Below are 15420 nucleotides of genomic sequence, written 5' to 3'. Positions count from 1 at the left end.
CAGCGATTTTGAAAAAGTTTATAAATTAACAGCCTGCTGCGCGCGAATCACGCCTCGGTCCAGGACTTTTACCTGTACATTTTTCGCTGTCGCGCCATCGGGGAGAGTAATCACTCCCTCCAATCGCTGGTAATGTTTAAACGACAATTTTAATTTACCAGCATCACCCGATTTAACATCAGGGAACTGCATCGTAACAGGTTTTCCTGCCTGAACCAAGCTCACAAAAAATTGCAACTCGCCTTCAAAGTCTTTGGTGCTTTTCACCCCTTGCATCACCAAAGCACGGTAGCGTAGTTGTCCTGGTGCCTGTAGTTCAACTTTCAGATTCTGCACGGTGATGCCGTCCATACCGGTCCCGGATGGCATCAAACCTTCGAAAAAAGCCAAGTCATCTTTGAGCTTTTGATTTTCCGTAGTCAGAGTTTTAACTTGATCAGCTAACTGCTTTTGCATCGAATGATCAATATTGAGCTTACTTTCTATCGTATTGGCTTCGAGTTGCAACTTATCGCGCTCGGACGTCAGTTGCTCTAACTTAGTTTGCAAGTCTTGAACCTGGTCTCTATTAATTCGTGGACCAAAGGCAAAACTACGTCCTAAATCATATGTCCACCAAGCCAGCACGGCTACCAACGCGAGAACCAAGACTGCAATTCCAGCTTTGACATACCAAGGCCAGGCATGGGTAATCGTCATTTTTGGCGCCAGATAGCGCCTCTGCGAGAAACGTGATTTGCCCATATACTGTTATGGCATCACCGGAACATGGTGCAGTCCTGTGGTTTCCTCTAATCCGAACATCAGATTCATACACTGCACAGCTTGCCCTGAAGCACCTTTCACCAGATTATCTTGCACCACCAAAATGATCACGGTCTTACCATTGTTTGGACGGTGCAAAGCGAGGCGCAACATATTCGATGCGCGGGTAGAGCGCGTTTCCGGATGCGCCCCAAACGGCATCACATCAACGAAAGGTTCATCTTTATAAGCTTCAATAAACAAGGCTTGCAGTTCTTCATTGCTGATGTCACGCGTCAGACGCGCATACAGAGTCGAATGCATGCCGCGTATCATTGGCACCAAATGTGGAGTGAACAGCAATTCAACATCTTGCTTGGTCAGACGTTGTAATTGTTCGGTCGTCTCAGGAGTATGACGATGGCCAGATACGCCATACGCCTTAAAACTGTCACTGGTTTCCGAAAAAAGAATGCCTATTTCAGCTTTACGACCTGCACCGGAAACACCTGATTTACAGTCGGCAATCAAACTAGTGGCATCAATCACATCCGCCTTCAACAAAGGTGCATAACCAAGCTGCATGGTGGTTGGATAGCAACCTGGATTGCCAATGACCCGTGCGGATTTAATCGACTCACGATTCAGCTCTGGCAAGCCATACACTGCTTCTTTCAAAACGTCAGTGCAAGTGTGAGGAATGCCATACCATTTCTCGAATTGAGCCACGTCTTGCAGACGGAAATCGGCCGCCAGATCAATGACCTTGACGCCAGCCGCCAACAACTCCTGAGCCTGTGCCATTGCGACGCCATGAGGTGTAGCAAAGAACACTACATCACATTCTGTTAAGTTAGCTTTGTCAGGAGCAGAAAATGCCAGCGCCACCTTGCCGCGCAAAGACGGGTACATATCAGCAACGGGCAAGCCATCTTCTTTACGTGAAGTAATGGCTGTCAATGTTACATCGGGGTGGGTTGACAATATACGTAACAATTCCACGCCGGTATAACCGGTGCCACCTACGATACCTACTTTGATCATATATTTTCCTTGCAAGAAATTTTTCACTATTTTAACAGCAGAGCTAACGATCTCAACGACAGTGTTAAAACTCGTTACATGAAAAAACAGAAAGCAGAAAAAGCAAAAAAGCCGCCCAAAGGACGGCTTTTTGATCCAGCGAAAAAAAATTAACGCTTGGAGAATTGTTTTGCGCGACGTGCTTTGCGCAGACCAACTTTTTTACGTTCAACTTCACGTGCATCACGTGTAACGAAACCAGCTTTTGACAGCTCAGATTTCAATGTTGCATCGTAGTCGATCAGTGCACGGGTGATACCGTGACGAACTGCACCAGATTGACCAGATTCGCCGCCGCCATGAACGTTAACCATAATATCGAATGTTTCGAGATTGTTAGTTAATTCCAGTGGTTGACGGATAACCATCAGGCCAGTTTCACGAGAGAAATATTCATTTGCTGGTTTGCCGTTCACAACGATCTTGCCGCTGCCGGACTTCAGGAATACGCGAGCAACTGCGCTCTTGCGACGGCCAGTTCCGTAGTTGTAATTACCGATCATGGCTAATCCTTAGATGTCGAGTACTTGTGGTTGCTGTGCTGCGTGCGGATGCGTTGCATCTGCATACACTTTCAGCTTCTTGATCATTGCATAGCCGAGTGGGCCTTTAGGCAACATGCCCTTAACAGCTTTCTCGAGTGCACGACCTGGAAAACGCGCTTGCATTTTCGTAAAATTTGTTTCATAGATACCGCCTGGGTAACCAGTGTGACGGTAGTATGTTTTGTTCAGAGCTTTAGTGCCTGTCACGCGCAGTTTACCTGCATTCACTACGACGATGAAATCGCCCGTGTCAACGTGTGGAGTAAATTCTGGTTTATGTTTGCCGCGTAAACGGAGTGCCACTTCGCTGGCAACACGTCCGAGTACTTTATCTGTCGCGTCAATCACGAACCAGTCGCGCTGAACCTCATGGCCCTTAGCGGAAAAGGTTTTCATGTTGAATCCTAAAAAGTTAAATACGCCTTTGTGCGGTGGTTCTACCTATGTTTTGGCAGACTCTCCCTTGTTAATTTCTCGCTCAGGCAAATCGAGAATCGGAAATTATAAGGTTTTCAAAGACTTAGTGCAAGAACTGTTTAAATTTTAGGCAGAAAAAGTGCCGCAATAGCACCCAAGTAGCGCTTAACATGCCCTGAGACAAAAAAATAGCCCGAAGAACTTGCTTCGGGCTGAATCCACCAAAGGAGTAGGTGGAGGAGACAATTGCTTGGTAGAACTTGCATCTGATGCTGCTGAGATGCAATTACTAACCGATGAGTCAATAATAGGATAAGAAATTGTGCAGTGCAAGAAAAATTCTGAAAAATGTGCGAAGATTTCCTCTAAACCAAGACTGCAAGATGAATATGGTCTAGCCAGCAAAATCCGATATCGCAAAAAAATTAATGAATGAATGCAGTACAATTTTAAAGACGACAACAACGAAAGAAAAAAGGGTAACTCATGGAAGCAACCGTACGCTGGACCGGCCCATCAGGAATGTCATTTCTGGCCGAAACAGGCTCAGGCCACGCAGTTTTAATGGATGGTGCGCCAGAAGGTGGCGGTCACAACCGCGCTCCTCGCCCCATGGAGATGGTGCTAATAGGTACCGGAGGGTGCACTGCGTATGATGTGGTGCTCATTTTACGCAAGGGCAAACAAGACGTGCGCGCCTGTGACGTGACACTCAAAGCAGAGAGAGCCGAAACCGAACCCAAGGTTTTTACTAAGATTCACTTTCATTTCACGGTCCGTGGCCGTCAGTTAAAACCGACAATGGTTGAACGCGCGATCAAACTATCTCATGAGAAATACTGCTCAGCGTCCATTATGCTGGGAAAAACTGCTGTCATGACGCATAGCTTCGAGATCATTGATGATCTGACTGATGAATTAGTGTCAGGTGATCAAACCTGACACTAATTCGTTTATATGATGCACTCAGGTATGGAGCTTTAAGCCTGAATACTAATTTCCGGCTTACCAAAAATATCAAGGTAAGTCGGATAAAACGAACAATACAAAATGGTCGTCAACAATGCTGACATCGGCAACATGGTCAGCATCACGACGATAGGATCACCAAATATCACGGCGATCATTACGCTGACCAAGGCTGGCAAAATACCCGCAATCAACATCCACGCTGCTCCGTAGAGCAAAAATGCCTTCCCTGCACGCTTCACGGAAAAAAAACTGTAGAACAAAGCTTTTCCGACAGACATTTTTTTCCACATAATCAGAGGAGCAGCAAACCAGAATGCCATTAACGGCAACAGATAGGTAAGCACCGCGACTAACATACCCAAGAATATACGTTCATCAGGGGCTACTTTAGGGTCGATAGGTTTTTGACTGGAAAGGAAGTCAAAGAGTGCGCCACCATCTACCAGACTAGATACAAATATTGCCAACGCAACCGCCAATACGTAGAAAATCCCCAAAGTGAGCAGACGCCCCAGTGCCTCCGAACGAAATCCAAGCATTAACAGATTTGGATAAACCTTGACGCCATTTTCTATTTGATCACAAGCCTGCATAAAACTCATACTAAATACCGGGATCAACATTAAAGGCAAAAACTCTCCTGCAATTGGGATAAGGCCTAATCCCATCACGATAAACATGTAGGTAAAAAACAAGGTCAGCATCTCTGCGGGTTGCTGGCGAAACAAGATAAATCCTCGTTTAACCCAAAGCAAGCCAGTTGATGGTGTTACTGGATTCATAAATTTTCTGGCAAAGGTGGGACGGGTAAAGATTCACGCAAACGCAGAATACGCTCAAAATGGGCAGGATCATGTGGCGTCAACATTTCTGCATCTCGCGGCTGGTAATAATCATACAGACGCGACAACCAGAATCTTAACGCTGCCGCACGCAGCATAGGCTGCCATGCAATCGCTTCTTCTTTGCTGAATGGCCTTACCTCGTGATAAGCATTCAACATAGCCAGAACCCGGACAATATCGAGTTCACCGGTAGTAATATTGATACACCAGTCATTTACGGTGACGGCAACGTCAAAAATCCAGGTATCGCACCCAGCAAAATAAAAATCAAAAAAACCGGTCAGTCGTTCACCAACAAACATGACGTTATTTCTGAACAAATCAGCGTGAATCGGACCACGCGGCAAAGCACGATACACCGGGGTACTATCAAACGCATCCTGAAAATGCACTTCTGCCCGCAGCAAATGTTGTAGTTCATCCGAGATGAAAGGCAGTACCTTAGGCGTTGTTGCGTGCCACCAATCTAATGCGCGTAAATTCTTTTGATGCAAAGGAAAATCTTTGCCAGCAAGATGCATCCGCGCCAACATGCGCCCGACTTCCGCGCAATGGGACGCTTGCGGCTCCATTTGCGAACTGCCTTCAAGCTTACTGACAATCGATGCTGGCTTGCCATGCAAGGCCACCACCAATTCGCCATCGGCATTGGCGACTGGCGCAGGCACCAGTACGCCATGATCCGCCAAATGGCGCATTAATTTCAGATAAAATGGTAGCTGTTCAAAGCTCAGATTTTCAAAAATCGTCAGAACATATTCACCGGTTTCAGTCGTAATAAAAAAATTACTATTTTCAATTCCAGACGCAATACCTTTGATTGCTAACGCCTTCCCTAGCGGGAATTGATCTATCCATGAATTCAGGTCATTCAGGGTAACAGGTGTAAAAACTGCCATTGATATATCGCAAAAAAGAAGCCGTCAGAAATTATTTATCGGAAGAACTCGCAGAAACTGCTTGCGTTGGTGCTGGTGGCAAAACGGGTAAAGGTTCGACTTCTTTACTTTCTTTTTTACCGCCAAACTGCAAAATCGTCCATTGTGGAGCACGGTTGTTGTCTCCCTGTGCAGTCCCCTTTGGAGCATTGCCAATTTCCGGATCAGCTTTCAACACGTAATGACTACCGCCAGACTGCACCTGCACCTCGGTGACTTTTCCTGCATTATTGCGGATATCTTTAACTTGATTTTTTTGCTCTGGCTTTCCCGCTTTCATGTCAGCGGCTGCTGGGCCCTCTTCCAACACTTCCAATTGTGGCGGTGGTGGTGGCGTCACCAATTCAGTTTTATTAGTTGTTGACTGCGCGTGGACAAATCCTGCCAGAGACACAGCAAATATGCCAGACACCAAGCCTAAACGCAGTTTCAATGATTTTTTCATGGCAAGACCCTGTTGAGCTAAACGTGCTGTCATTGTAACAAATCAAGCAAGTCAAAGTTGCGAATAATTGTCGGCTTTTATGTCATATCAAGTACGCATGCATATTCATGTGACTTTAAAGCGAAGAAAATAAAAAAGAGCGGTCAAAAGACCGCTCTTTCTATCAACTCATTGCTTCAGGCATAAGCCTGAAATCAATTAGAACTGGTGACGTACGCCAGCAGTTAATTCGTTGATGTTTGCGCCAGCTTTAGAGTTAACGATTGCAGATTGTGCATCTTGGTTTGTACGAGCATATGCTGTGTACAAATCAGTACGCTTGGACAATGCATATTGGTAGCCAACAGCGAACTGTTTAGCAGAACCGATTGCAGAGCCAGCTTTCACTGTGTCGTCAGTTACTTTAGTGAAAGTAGCAACAACTTTACCAGCTGCATCAACTGGAGCAGTTACACCCACAGTCATGTACTTAGTGCTTACGCCAGCGTCATCAGATTTCTTTTGGTAGATAAATACTGGCTTAGCTACGCCGAAATCGTAGTTAACAGCGATAGTGTTAGCTTTGATACCGTTTACACCCAATGCTGCGGAGTAAGCATTGTCTTTAACATAGTTGTAAGCGATGTCCAAGCCATCAGCTTTATAACCAAAAGTCGCGCCCAAAGAACGGCCAGCAGAGTTGTCACCAGCTTGTTCGCCAGCAGCATATTCGCCAACAGCGTAGAAACCACCCAATGTAGCTGGTGTGTAGTAGAACACAGCATTGCTATCACGGCCAGTTGTGTTAGCAGCAGTTGTTGCTGTTGTAGACTTACCACCGATGAAGTAGATTGCTTTCAAACCACCACCGTTGTTGATGAAGCCTGAACCAAACGGATCAAAGTTATCGAACAATTGGAAAGTTGGTGTCTTATCGCGACCCAGATTAACTGTACCGAAATCACCAGACAAGCCAACAAAAGAACGACGACCGAATGTCAAATTATCTGAAGATGCACCAGTATCAACTGCGATACCTTGTTCCAATACGAAGTTAGCTTTCAAACCGCCGCCCAGATCTTCAGTACCTTTGAAGCCCAAACGGGAACCAGATTCTTGGCCGCTTTCAACTTTAGCTTGTTTGCCGTTACCATTGCTCAAGCCTTGAACGCCAACGTCTACGATACCGTAGATAGTTACAGAAGATTGCGCGAATGCCGCACCGGAGAAAGCACTCATCAGAGCAAGTGCGAGGAATGATTTTTTCATTGTCTAGTATCCAAAAATGAATGTTAATTTTTTTGCTGCAGCACAAAACCCTAGCGCGGCAAAAAGCTGAATTGCAGGTCTGTTCAAAGCCTCGAATCGAACATTGATTCAATGACAAATGCCAAGATACCTGCTGAAAATGACATTTTGATGAAATCAAACTACTATAAAAACAAGGTCTTACAAAACGTTGCAATTTAAAGACACGCCAAATCGGGATTAGTTCAAAAAAACAAAAACTGATTTATCGCGGCTTAAGGCTACATTATAGGCAATTTTTATGATTGCTGCATAGCACAAGCGATATGAGGAATATCTGAAACATTTCAAGTGAGGTAAAAAAATTTTCTTTTAAGCTTTTTAACCGCGACTTTGATTGTCATTTAACCAATTGTTTCCAAGGTACTTTCCTTCTGTGCTGTTATTGCTCGCCAGTAGATGCGACCGGTATACCACAGCATCGATCCTATTAACGCGCATCCCAACTGCCCTAGTGCCAGACTGAATGCGGAATGGTCGAGAGCGGGTGCGACGATTCCAGCAATAATAGCCCCGAGCAAAGTAACTGTTGCAGATTGACAAGATGCTACGATGCCACGGATTGTCGGGAACAAATCCAATACCAATAAAGTTGCGCCTGGTGCCACCAAAGACATGCCAAATGTATAAAAGAACAAGGGCATGACTGACCAAAACAAGATAGGCTGCGAGAGAAAATTAAAGATTACATTAAATAAAGAAGCCCCAATTAAAAAACAAAAACCAATGCTGACTTGCTTCCAGACTGAGATCTTTCCAGCCAGTCTGTTCGCCATTAAAGCACCCAAAAATATCCCTGCAACCGAAGGGATAAACTGCCAACCAAATTGATCTGCACGCAATTTAAGATGTTGTGTAATGAACACGGGCGCAGAAGATATGTACAAAAAAAGGCCACCAAAATTAAAGGCTATCGTGCCTGCTTTCAAGTGAAATAGCGGCGATTTAAATACTTTCAAATAACTTTTCCAAAGAAACTCCGGACTAAATTCTTGCCGGTTCTCACGCGGCAAAGACTCCGGAAGAAATTTGTAACAAGCCAAAAAAAGTAACACAGTGTATCCAAATAACAACAAAAAGATACCACGCCAGGTCGAAAATCCGACTATCCAACCACCTAAAATCGGCGCGATCGCAGGAGCAATCGAAAAAATCATGGTCACCATCGACAATAAACGCTCAGCCGAAGCACCAGAATACAAGTCACGGATCAGCGCCCTTCCGACTACCATCCCGGCACCCGCTGACACGCCTTGAAGAATCCGAAAACCCCATAAATAATGAATACTATGTGCGGATGCACAACCAAAACTGGCCACACAGAAAACCAATAACGCCACTAAAATCACATTTCTGCGACCAAACGAGTCCGACAAGGCACCGTGCCACAAGGTCATGACGGCAAAAGACAACATATATGCAGTGAGGGTTTGCTGAACTTCCAGAGCACTTGCCTGCAAACTAGCCTGTATATTCGGGAAAGCGGGCAGATAGGTATCGATGGAAAACGGTCCCAGCATCGCTAGCGCAGCCAGCAAAGTGGCTAATCCCGCATTACTGAGCTTGATATTCGATGGCATAAGCAGCAATTCAATGACTTGATAAATAATAGGGCGGAAATCGCTCCGCCCGGGCAATTTAGGTTGACCTATCCTCAGGGAAGCTTAGCTAGTAATACATTTACTAAACTCCCATACCGCCAAGACACAGGTACTTCATTTCGAGGTATTCATCCATGCCATACTTTGAGCCTTCGCGCCCTAAGCCTGACTGTTTAACACCACCAAACGGGGCTACTTCATTCGACATCAATCCAGTGTTAATACCCACCATACCGTATTCGAGTTTTTCTGCGACACGCCAGACCCGGCCAATATCACGTGAATAAAAATACGAAGCCAGACCAAATTCAGTATCATTTGCGGCTGCAATGACCTCTTCTTCGGAAGTAAATTTGACCACCGCCGCCACCGGACCAAAAGTTTCTTCATTCATGATCAACATCGCAGGAGTGACATCGGACAAAACTGTAGGTTCATAAAACAATGACCCCGCGGTATGCTGCTTACCACCAGTAACCAGACGTGCGCCCTTAGTTTGCGCGTCTGCCACATGCTCAGTCACCTTCGAAATCGCTTGCGCATCAATCATCGGCCCCTGCTGTACGCCAGTAACAAACCCGTCGCCAACCAGGATTTTTTTCGCGCCTGTCGCCAGCTTTTCAACAAACTGATCATAAACAGAAGCATGGACATAGAAACGATTGGTACAAACACAGGTTTGGCCAGCATTTCTGAATTTCGATTGCAAAGCACCTTCGACCGCCGCATCTAAATCTGCATCATCAAATACAATGAACGGCGCATGACCGCCAAGCTCTAACGCAAGCTTCTTCACTGTTGGTGATGACTGACGCATCAAAATACGACCGACGGGCGTGGAACCAGTGAATGATAAGTGACGTACGACCGGACTATCGCACAGCACTTTACCAACAGCGATAGAGCGCTCAGCATCTGCAGTCAAGACGTTGATCACGCCAGCAGGAATACCTGCACGTTGCGCTAACTCCACCATAGCAAGCGCTGACAAAGGAGTTTGCTCTGCGGGCTTAATAACGATGGTACAGCCAGCCGCTAAAGCTGGAGCGACCTTGCGGGTAATCATCGCAATCGGAAAATTCCAAGGTGTGATAGCAGCACAAACGCCGATAGGCTGCTTCAACACAATGATGCGCTTATCTGTCCAGGTTGAAGCCATCACATCACCGGAAACACGCTTTGCTTCTTCGGCAAACCATTCCAGAAAACTGGCACCGTAAATCACTTCACCCTTTGCTTCCGCCAATGGTTTGCCTTGTTCTGCCGTCATGATGGCAGCCAAATCGTCTGCGTGCTGTATCATCAAATCAAACCAGACACGCATGACGGCTGCACGTTCTTTTGCAGTTTTCGCTGCCCAGGCAGGGAATGCCGCCTGCGCCGCGGCGATCGCGTCATGCGTATCGATCTCAGTCACATTGCTTACCCGGGCCAACACTTGTTGCGTCGAAGGATTACTCACTTCAAAACGTTGGTCTTTCACTAACCAGTTCCCATTAATAAAAGCGGCGTCACGCAATAAGTTGCTATCTTTTAATTTCAATTGATCAGCGATGTGATGTAAAGACATAATGCGGTCTCCGTAATGAGGATAAATAACTGGAGCAATACAGCCCAAAAACTAGCAGGCCTCAAGCCTAAAGCAAAACGGTCAGGTCTGCTGAGACCTGACCGTTTTTGATATTGATATTGATATTGATACCTAGCCAGACAAGCTGAAATTAATTCTGCTCTTTGGGTTTCGCTTCCTCGCGACGATTGAAACCTGCGACCATATCAAAACGGAACAAACGGCATTCTAGTGCGCCGTTGAAAAATGGCGTTTTGCGAGATTCTTTTAAACGCAACATTTTTGGTACAGTTAAATCGGCAGTGAATAAAAACACGCTCCAACCAGCAAAGCGTTGCTTCAATGTTGAACTAAATGCCGTGAAAAATTCTTTGGCCAATTCATCCGTTTCCAGCGTGCTATCACCACGAACACCGATACGCTCACCATAAGGTGGGTTAGTCAGTAACACACCAGGCTGCGTAGTCGGTGCTTTGATTTCTTGCGCTTCAATTTGCTTGAGCGGCACTTCAAAGCGGATACCGGCTTTGTTCAAGTTATTGCGGGTCATCACAACCATATCACCAGAAATATCGCTACCAAAGATACTTGGCTCAGCTGGTAAGGGATTTGGTTTGACACTCGCTTTAATCGCCTGCCATTCAGTCTCATCAAATTGATGAAATTTCTCAAAAGCGAATTCACGCTTCAAACCTGGCGGGATACCGGCGAGGATTTGCGCCGCTTCAATCAAAATGGTGCCAGAGCCACACATAGGATCAAACAAAGGCACACCCGGTTTCCAGCCTGCGGTACGCAATAAGCCTGCGGCCAGATTTTCACGCAGAGGCGCGTCACCAGTTTCCATGCGCCATCCACGTTTAAACAAGGCTTCACCGGATGTGTCGAGGTAAATTGTAAAATTGCGCGCATCCATAAAACCAACGATACGCATATCCGGCGTTTTGGTATTCACCGAAGGGCGTTGGGTAAATTGATCACGGAAACGATCACAGATTGCGTCTTTGATTTTGAGTGTCGTAAATTCCAGACTCTTGAGCGGTGACTTGACTGCGGTCACATCCACGCGGATCGTGTGATGATAGCCAAACCAATCTTCCCATGGCTGCTCTAACACCAGATCATAAATATCGTTTTCATTGACATAGCTCGATTGCGCCATACGCATCAACACACGGGAAGCAATGCGCGAATGCAAATTGATGCGCCAGCTATCTTGCAAACTACCCGAGCAATGCACACCACCTGGTACCTGATTGTGTACCGACATCGTGCTACCAAGAGCAGCGATTTCATTCAACTCTTCAGCAAGAGCGATTTCCATACCGCGTGGGCATGGACAAAAATAGGAATGTCTTGTCATGGGGGAACCTTTTATCCGTTAAAAATCAAAAAACCTTCATAACGACGAAAGAGTCGTTACGATAAATAAATTACATCAACACAAATTGCCGTTCAAAAAAAGGCAGGGGCAATCGCAGCGCGGATTGCACCCGTCCTACAAAAGCTTGCTTAAAATGGTTTGACTACAACCATGATTAACACGATCAACAATAAAATCACGGGCACTTCATTGAACCAACGGAACCAGAAATGGCTGCGTTGATTCATACCTTTTTCAAATTTCTTCAATAAGCTACCGCAAGCGTGGTGGTAGCCAATCAGCAAGAGCACGCAAGTTAATTTAGCATGCATCCAGCCATTACCCGGTCCTTTGCCAATACCAATAACCAGCCACAAATATAAACCTAATGCCAGCGCCGGAATGGCTAAAACGGTCATGAAGCGATACAACTTACGCGCCATCAACAATAAGCGCTCAGTAGTTGCAACATCGTTTTCCATCGCCAGATTAACGAAAATGCGTGGCAGATAAAATAAGCCAGCAAACCAGGAAATCACAAACAAAATATGAAAAGCTTTAATCCAGAGCATTATCTACTTTCTGTACTTTCAAAAATTATTGACGGACTTCACCATGGCCAAATACCACGTATTTTAAGGATGTTAAACCTTCCAAACCCACCGGGCCACGTGCATGTAATTTGTCATTCGAGATGCCAATTTCTGCACCGAGACCATATTCAAATCCGTCTGCAAAACGCGTCGATGCGTTCACCATCACCGAGGCCGAATCTACCTCACGCAAAAAGCGCATAGCACGCGTGTAATCTTCAGTAATTATCGATTCTGTATGTTTAGATGAATAGTCATTGATGTGGGTAATCGCTTCATCTATGTCTTCGACCACTTTGATCGACAAAATTGCTGCCAGATATTCAGTACTCCAGTCTGCCTCTGTTGCTTTCGTCAGATACGGATAAGCAGCCAAAATCTGTGCAGCAGTTTCATCACAACGTAATTCTACTTGCTTGCTAGCGTATAACTCACCTAATGCCGGCAAAACCTGCGCCGCAATACCACGCGCGACCAATAAAGTTTCCATCGTATTGCAGGTACCGTAGCGATGACATTTAGCATTGAAAGCGACGTCGATTGCTTTTTTCAGATCCGCTTTATCATCAATGTAGACATGACAGATGCCATCCAGATGTTTAATCATAGGCACCGTGGCTTCACGCATCAAACGCTCAATCAAGCCTTTACCACCGCGGGGTACAATTACATCTACGTATTGTGGCATGGTGATCAACTCGCCAACCGCAGCACGATCTGTTGTCTCGACAATCTGTACTGCATCTGGCGGTAAACCGGCACCTATCAAACCTTCTTTAACAATCCTGGCAAGTGCCTGATTGCAATGGATAGCTTCTGAACCGCCACGCAAAATAGTTGCATTACCACTTTTAATACATAAGCCAGCGGCGTCAACTGTCACATTAGGACGTGCTTCGTAAATGATACCAATTACGCCTAAGGGAACGCGCATTTGTCCTACTTGTATACCGGTCGGTCGATATTTCATGTTTGAAATTTCACCAATAGGATCCGCCAGACTGATAATTTGTTCCAGACCTTCTGCCATCGTCGCGATGGCTTTATCGGACAGGGTAAGACGATCCAGCATCGCAGCTTCCATACCAGCAGCTTTAGCAGCAGCCAGATCGAGCTCGTTTGCAGCACGCAAAGCGGCAGCGTCACGCCGTATCGCGGCGGCAATCAAGCGCAAAGCCGTATTTTTTGTTGCGGTATCAGCTTTGGCCATTGCACGGGAAGCAGCACGGGCACGTAAGCCAAGGTCATTCATGTAATGCTTGATATCCATGATGTCATTTCCTGAGGATTTTCCTCAGCATATTCTTGAGTTTACTCTTAACGCATCCTTAACTTAGACAGGACTCAATCCCGGCTCAAGGACGGCTCACCTATTTATTTAAAATGCTCTGCTATTTTTAATGAAAGCATGACAAATATTATGCGGTTTTGCCGGTGTCTTATGAACTTGGACAAACCCTGCGACTACAACTAAGAGGCGCGTGCCACCCTGAGTCCCAATTGTAATAATGCATCCCAGGCATCACCTGCAAATGCTTTGGCGCGTAAACCTTTGACCATTTTATCGACTTGCGATGCTTCTTGCAGCGCAGTTTGCAAGGTCTGCAAACTTACTCTTCGGAGAGCAGGATCCATAAGTTTTTCACGTGGGCCCCAGATGCGGTATTCTTTCAGCAAAGCAGACAAAGGACGCCCTTGCGCCATACCAGACTTCAATTTAAGCAAGGTGCGAATTTCTTCAGCCATTGCCCATAATACCAAGGGTAAGGCTTCGCCCTCACCTTTTAAGCCATTCAACATGCGTGATAAACGCGCTACATCACCACTCAGCATGGCTTCATTAAGTTTAAAGACATCGTAACGGGCGACATTTAACACCGCATCATGAATTTGCTCAAAACTCAATTTACCGGCTGGATGCAATAAGGCGAGTTTTTGGATTTCCTGATGCGCTGCCAGCAGATTGCCTTCAACCCGGTCAGCAATAAAATCCAGACTTTGGCGATCCGCGCTTTGTTGCTGCAAACCCAAACGCTGATTAATCCAATTCGGTAACTGAGGACGCTCGACCAATGGGATATCAATATACACTGCAGCTTGTTGCAGGCTGGTGACCCAGGCAGCTTTTTGCGTTGCCCAGTCTAATTTAGGCAGCGTAATCAAGGTCAGATTATCTGGCGATAAGTTGCCAACATAATCCTGCAGAGCCTGACCGCCATCTTTTCCCGGCTTACCGGTAGGGATACGTAAATCAATGAGCTTTTTATCACCAAACAAAGACTGTGACTGATTGGCCGCTAACAAAGCACCCCATTTAAAACTGCGCTCTACGCTTAAAATTTCACGTTCAAAAAAACCTTGCGCCTTTGCAACGCGACGAATTTTATCCGCCGCTTCCAGCGCCAGCAAATGCTCATCACTGGTAATCACATACAGCGGTGCCAGTGTTTTCGCCAGATGGCCATCGATGGCATCGAAGCGTAATTGCATATCAATCGTCCATTTTCACAACCGAGAGGCGTCGCATAACTTGTTGCACCAGATCATTTTGCATATCACGGTACAAAGCTGCCTCTTCAGATTCTTTCGCCAACACCACCGATTCGTTAAACGTAATCGTCCGTTTTAATTGTATTTTTACAGGTTCCAGATATTCTTTTCCCGAAGCATTACGTAAACGGAAACTGAAGTTGTACAACAAGTTATATTCACGCACACGACCTTGACTATTCAGGGATAAGACTTGCTTCTCTCTGGAATCAAGTAGGACCTCCATAATGACTTCAGCATCTTCGGACTTGGTCGTGACTTGCGTCTGACCGTTGGCTCGAATCTGGCGCCGCAACAGCGCGCCAAATTCAGACGTTTCAGGAACACCGACATAAATGGAATGAAACGGAAAACTTACCGGTCCACGCAACTTAAAACCGCACGCTGACAAACTCATCAACACGGCGATCATCAGTAACCATGTCAGACGACGTGAAAAAAAATGACGCATGCGGTACTCTCCTGAA

Annotated in this window: 16 protein-coding genes; 1 reads left to right on the top strand and 15 read right to left on the bottom strand. The window is 45.8% G+C overall.

Annotated features, from left to right (window positions below; all coding sequences use genetic code 11):
- Positions 1–18: 18 nt before the first annotated feature.
- The 4 genes from H8K32_RS05040 to rplM form a co-directional block, all read right to left on the bottom strand.
- A complete protein-coding gene (locus H8K32_RS05040; RefSeq protein ID WP_246447130.1) occupies positions 19–699 on the bottom strand; it encodes a DUF6776 family protein in 681 nt (226 codons plus the stop codon).
- A gap of 51 nt (positions 700–750) precedes the next feature.
- Positions 751–1788: an N-acetyl-gamma-glutamyl-phosphate reductase gene (gene argC / locus H8K32_RS05035; protein WP_186911383.1), complete on the bottom strand. Its 1038-nt coding sequence runs from the start codon at positions 1786–1788 to the stop codon at positions 751–753.
- A gap of 149 nt (positions 1789–1937) precedes the next feature.
- Positions 1938–2330, bottom strand: coding sequence for a 30S ribosomal protein S9 (gene rpsI / locus H8K32_RS05030; RefSeq protein WP_162039944.1), 393 nt, complete (start codon positions 2328–2330; stop codon positions 1938–1940).
- 9 nt (positions 2331–2339) lie between these two features.
- Complete coding sequence (rplM, locus tag H8K32_RS05025; protein ID WP_186911382.1) at positions 2340–2768, bottom strand: 50S ribosomal protein L13; 429 nt, start codon at positions 2766–2768, stop codon at positions 2340–2342.
- Positions 2769–3275: 507 nt separating this feature from the next.
- Between rplM and H8K32_RS05020 the strand changes: the two genes are divergently transcribed.
- Positions 3276–3731 carry an OsmC family protein gene (locus H8K32_RS05020; protein WP_186911381.1) on the top strand — a complete coding sequence of 152 codons (456 nt, stop codon included), beginning with the start codon at positions 3276–3278 and terminating at the stop codon, positions 3729–3731.
- A 38-nt stretch (positions 3732–3769) separates the two neighbouring features.
- Here H8K32_RS05020 and H8K32_RS05015 read toward each other — a convergent pair whose 3' ends face one another.
- The 11 genes from H8K32_RS05015 to H8K32_RS04965 form a co-directional block, all read right to left on the bottom strand.
- A complete protein-coding gene (locus tag H8K32_RS05015; RefSeq protein WP_186911380.1) occupies positions 3770–4543 on the bottom strand; it encodes a BPSS1780 family membrane protein in 774 nt (257 codons plus the stop codon).
- Positions 4540–5505, bottom strand: a complete 966-nt coding sequence (locus H8K32_RS05010) for a homoserine kinase (protein WP_186911379.1) — start codon at positions 5503–5505, stop codon at positions 4540–4542. The genes H8K32_RS05015 and H8K32_RS05010 overlap by 4 nt, the downstream gene beginning before the upstream one ends.
- A 31-nt stretch (positions 5506–5536) precedes the next feature.
- Positions 5537–5989 carry a hypothetical protein gene (locus H8K32_RS05005; protein WP_186911378.1) on the bottom strand — a complete coding sequence of 151 codons (453 nt, stop codon included), beginning with the start codon at positions 5987–5989 and terminating at the stop codon, positions 5537–5539.
- A 198-nt stretch (positions 5990–6187) separates the two neighbouring features.
- On the bottom strand, positions 6188–7237 hold the full coding sequence (locus H8K32_RS05000; protein ID WP_186911377.1) for a porin: 1050 nt from the start codon (positions 7235–7237) through the stop codon (positions 6188–6190).
- Positions 7238–7620: 383 nt separating this feature from the next.
- The gene (locus H8K32_RS04995) at positions 7621–8856 is read right to left on the bottom strand and encodes a multidrug effflux MFS transporter (protein ID WP_186911376.1); all 1236 of its coding nucleotides are present in this window, start codon (positions 8854–8856) and stop codon (positions 7621–7623) included.
- A 103-nt stretch (positions 8857–8959) separates the two neighbouring features.
- The gene (locus H8K32_RS04990) at positions 8960–10447 is read right to left on the bottom strand and encodes an NAD-dependent succinate-semialdehyde dehydrogenase (protein WP_186911375.1); all 1488 of its coding nucleotides are present in this window, start codon (positions 10445–10447) and stop codon (positions 8960–8962) included.
- A 151-nt stretch (positions 10448–10598) separates the two neighbouring features.
- Entirely contained in the window at positions 10599–11810 is a 1212-nt protein-coding gene (locus tag H8K32_RS04985) for a THUMP domain-containing class I SAM-dependent RNA methyltransferase (RefSeq protein WP_390312141.1), read from the bottom strand.
- A gap of 149 nt (positions 11811–11959) precedes the next feature.
- Positions 11960–12382, bottom strand: coding sequence for a CopD family protein (locus H8K32_RS04980; RefSeq protein WP_186911374.1), 423 nt, complete (start codon positions 12380–12382; stop codon positions 11960–11962).
- Positions 12383–12407: 25 nt separating this feature from the next.
- Positions 12408–13673: a glutamate-5-semialdehyde dehydrogenase gene (locus H8K32_RS04975; protein WP_186911373.1), complete on the bottom strand. Its 1266-nt coding sequence runs from the start codon at positions 13671–13673 to the stop codon at positions 12408–12410.
- A 200-nt stretch (positions 13674–13873) separates the two neighbouring features.
- Positions 13874–14893, bottom strand: a complete 1020-nt coding sequence (gene holA / locus H8K32_RS04970; protein ID WP_186911372.1) for a DNA polymerase III subunit delta — start codon at positions 14891–14893, stop codon at positions 13874–13876.
- 1 nt (position 14894) lies between these two features.
- Entirely contained in the window at positions 14895–15404 is a 510-nt protein-coding gene (locus tag H8K32_RS04965) for an LPS-assembly lipoprotein LptE (RefSeq protein WP_186911371.1), read from the bottom strand.
- Between the last annotated feature and the right edge of the window lie 16 nt (positions 15405–15420).

The sequence above is a fragment of the Cognatundibacterium jejuense genome, from assembly GCF_014284255.1.
GTDB lineage: Bacteria > Pseudomonadota > Gammaproteobacteria > Burkholderiales > Burkholderiaceae_D > Undibacterium > Undibacterium jejuense.
The sequence above is the reverse complement of the archived record's forward strand: the minus strand, read 5'-3'. Positions and strand labels throughout refer to the sequence as shown.

Coding starts and splice junctions, on each gene's coding strand:
- H8K32_RS05015 (WP_186911380.1), bottom strand. CDS start 4,543: ATGAATCCAGTAACACCATCAACTGGCTTGCTTTGGGTTAAACGAGGA.
- H8K32_RS05005 (WP_186911378.1), bottom strand. CDS start 5,989: ATGAAAAAATCATTGAAACTGCGTTTAGGCTTGGTGTCTGGCATATTT.
- rpsI (WP_162039944.1), bottom strand. CDS start 2,330: ATGATCGGTAATTACAACTACGGAACTGGCCGTCGCAAGAGCGCAGTT.
- rplM (WP_186911382.1), bottom strand. CDS start 2,768: ATGAAAACCTTTTCCGCTAAGGGCCATGAGGTTCAGCGCGACTGGTTC.
- argC (WP_186911383.1), bottom strand. CDS start 1,788: ATGATCAAAGTAGGTATCGTAGGTGGCACCGGTTATACCGGCGTGGAA.
- H8K32_RS04975 (WP_186911373.1), bottom strand. CDS start 13,673: ATGGATATCAAGCATTACATGAATGACCTTGGCTTACGTGCCCGTGCT.
- holA (WP_186911372.1), bottom strand. CDS start 14,893: ATGCAATTACGCTTCGATGCCATCGATGGCCATCTGGCGAAAACACTG.
- H8K32_RS05020 (WP_186911381.1), top strand. CDS start 3,276: ATGGAAGCAACCGTACGCTGGACCGGCCCATCAGGAATGTCATTTCTG.
- H8K32_RS05000 (WP_186911377.1), bottom strand. CDS start 7,237: ATGAAAAAATCATTCCTCGCACTTGCTCTGATGAGTGCTTTCTCCGGT.
- H8K32_RS05040 (WP_246447130.1), bottom strand. CDS start 699: ATGACGATTACCCATGCCTGGCCTTGGTATGTCAAAGCTGGAATTGCA.
- H8K32_RS04985 (WP_390312141.1), bottom strand. CDS start 11,810: ATGACAAGACATTCCTATTTTTGTCCATGCCCACGCGGTATGGAAATC.
- H8K32_RS04995 (WP_186911376.1), bottom strand. CDS start 8,856: ATGCCATCGAATATCAAGCTCAGTAATGCGGGATTAGCCACTTTGCTG.
- H8K32_RS04965 (WP_186911371.1), bottom strand. CDS start 15,404: ATGCGTCATTTTTTTTCACGTCGTCTGACATGGTTACTGATGATCGCC.
- H8K32_RS04980 (WP_186911374.1), bottom strand. CDS start 12,382: ATGCTCTGGATTAAAGCTTTTCATATTTTGTTTGTGATTTCCTGGTTT.
- H8K32_RS05010 (WP_186911379.1), bottom strand. CDS start 5,505: ATGGCAGTTTTTACACCTGTTACCCTGAATGACCTGAATTCATGGATA.
- H8K32_RS04990 (WP_186911375.1), bottom strand. CDS start 10,447: ATGTCTTTACATCACATCGCTGATCAATTGAAATTAAAAGATAGCAAC.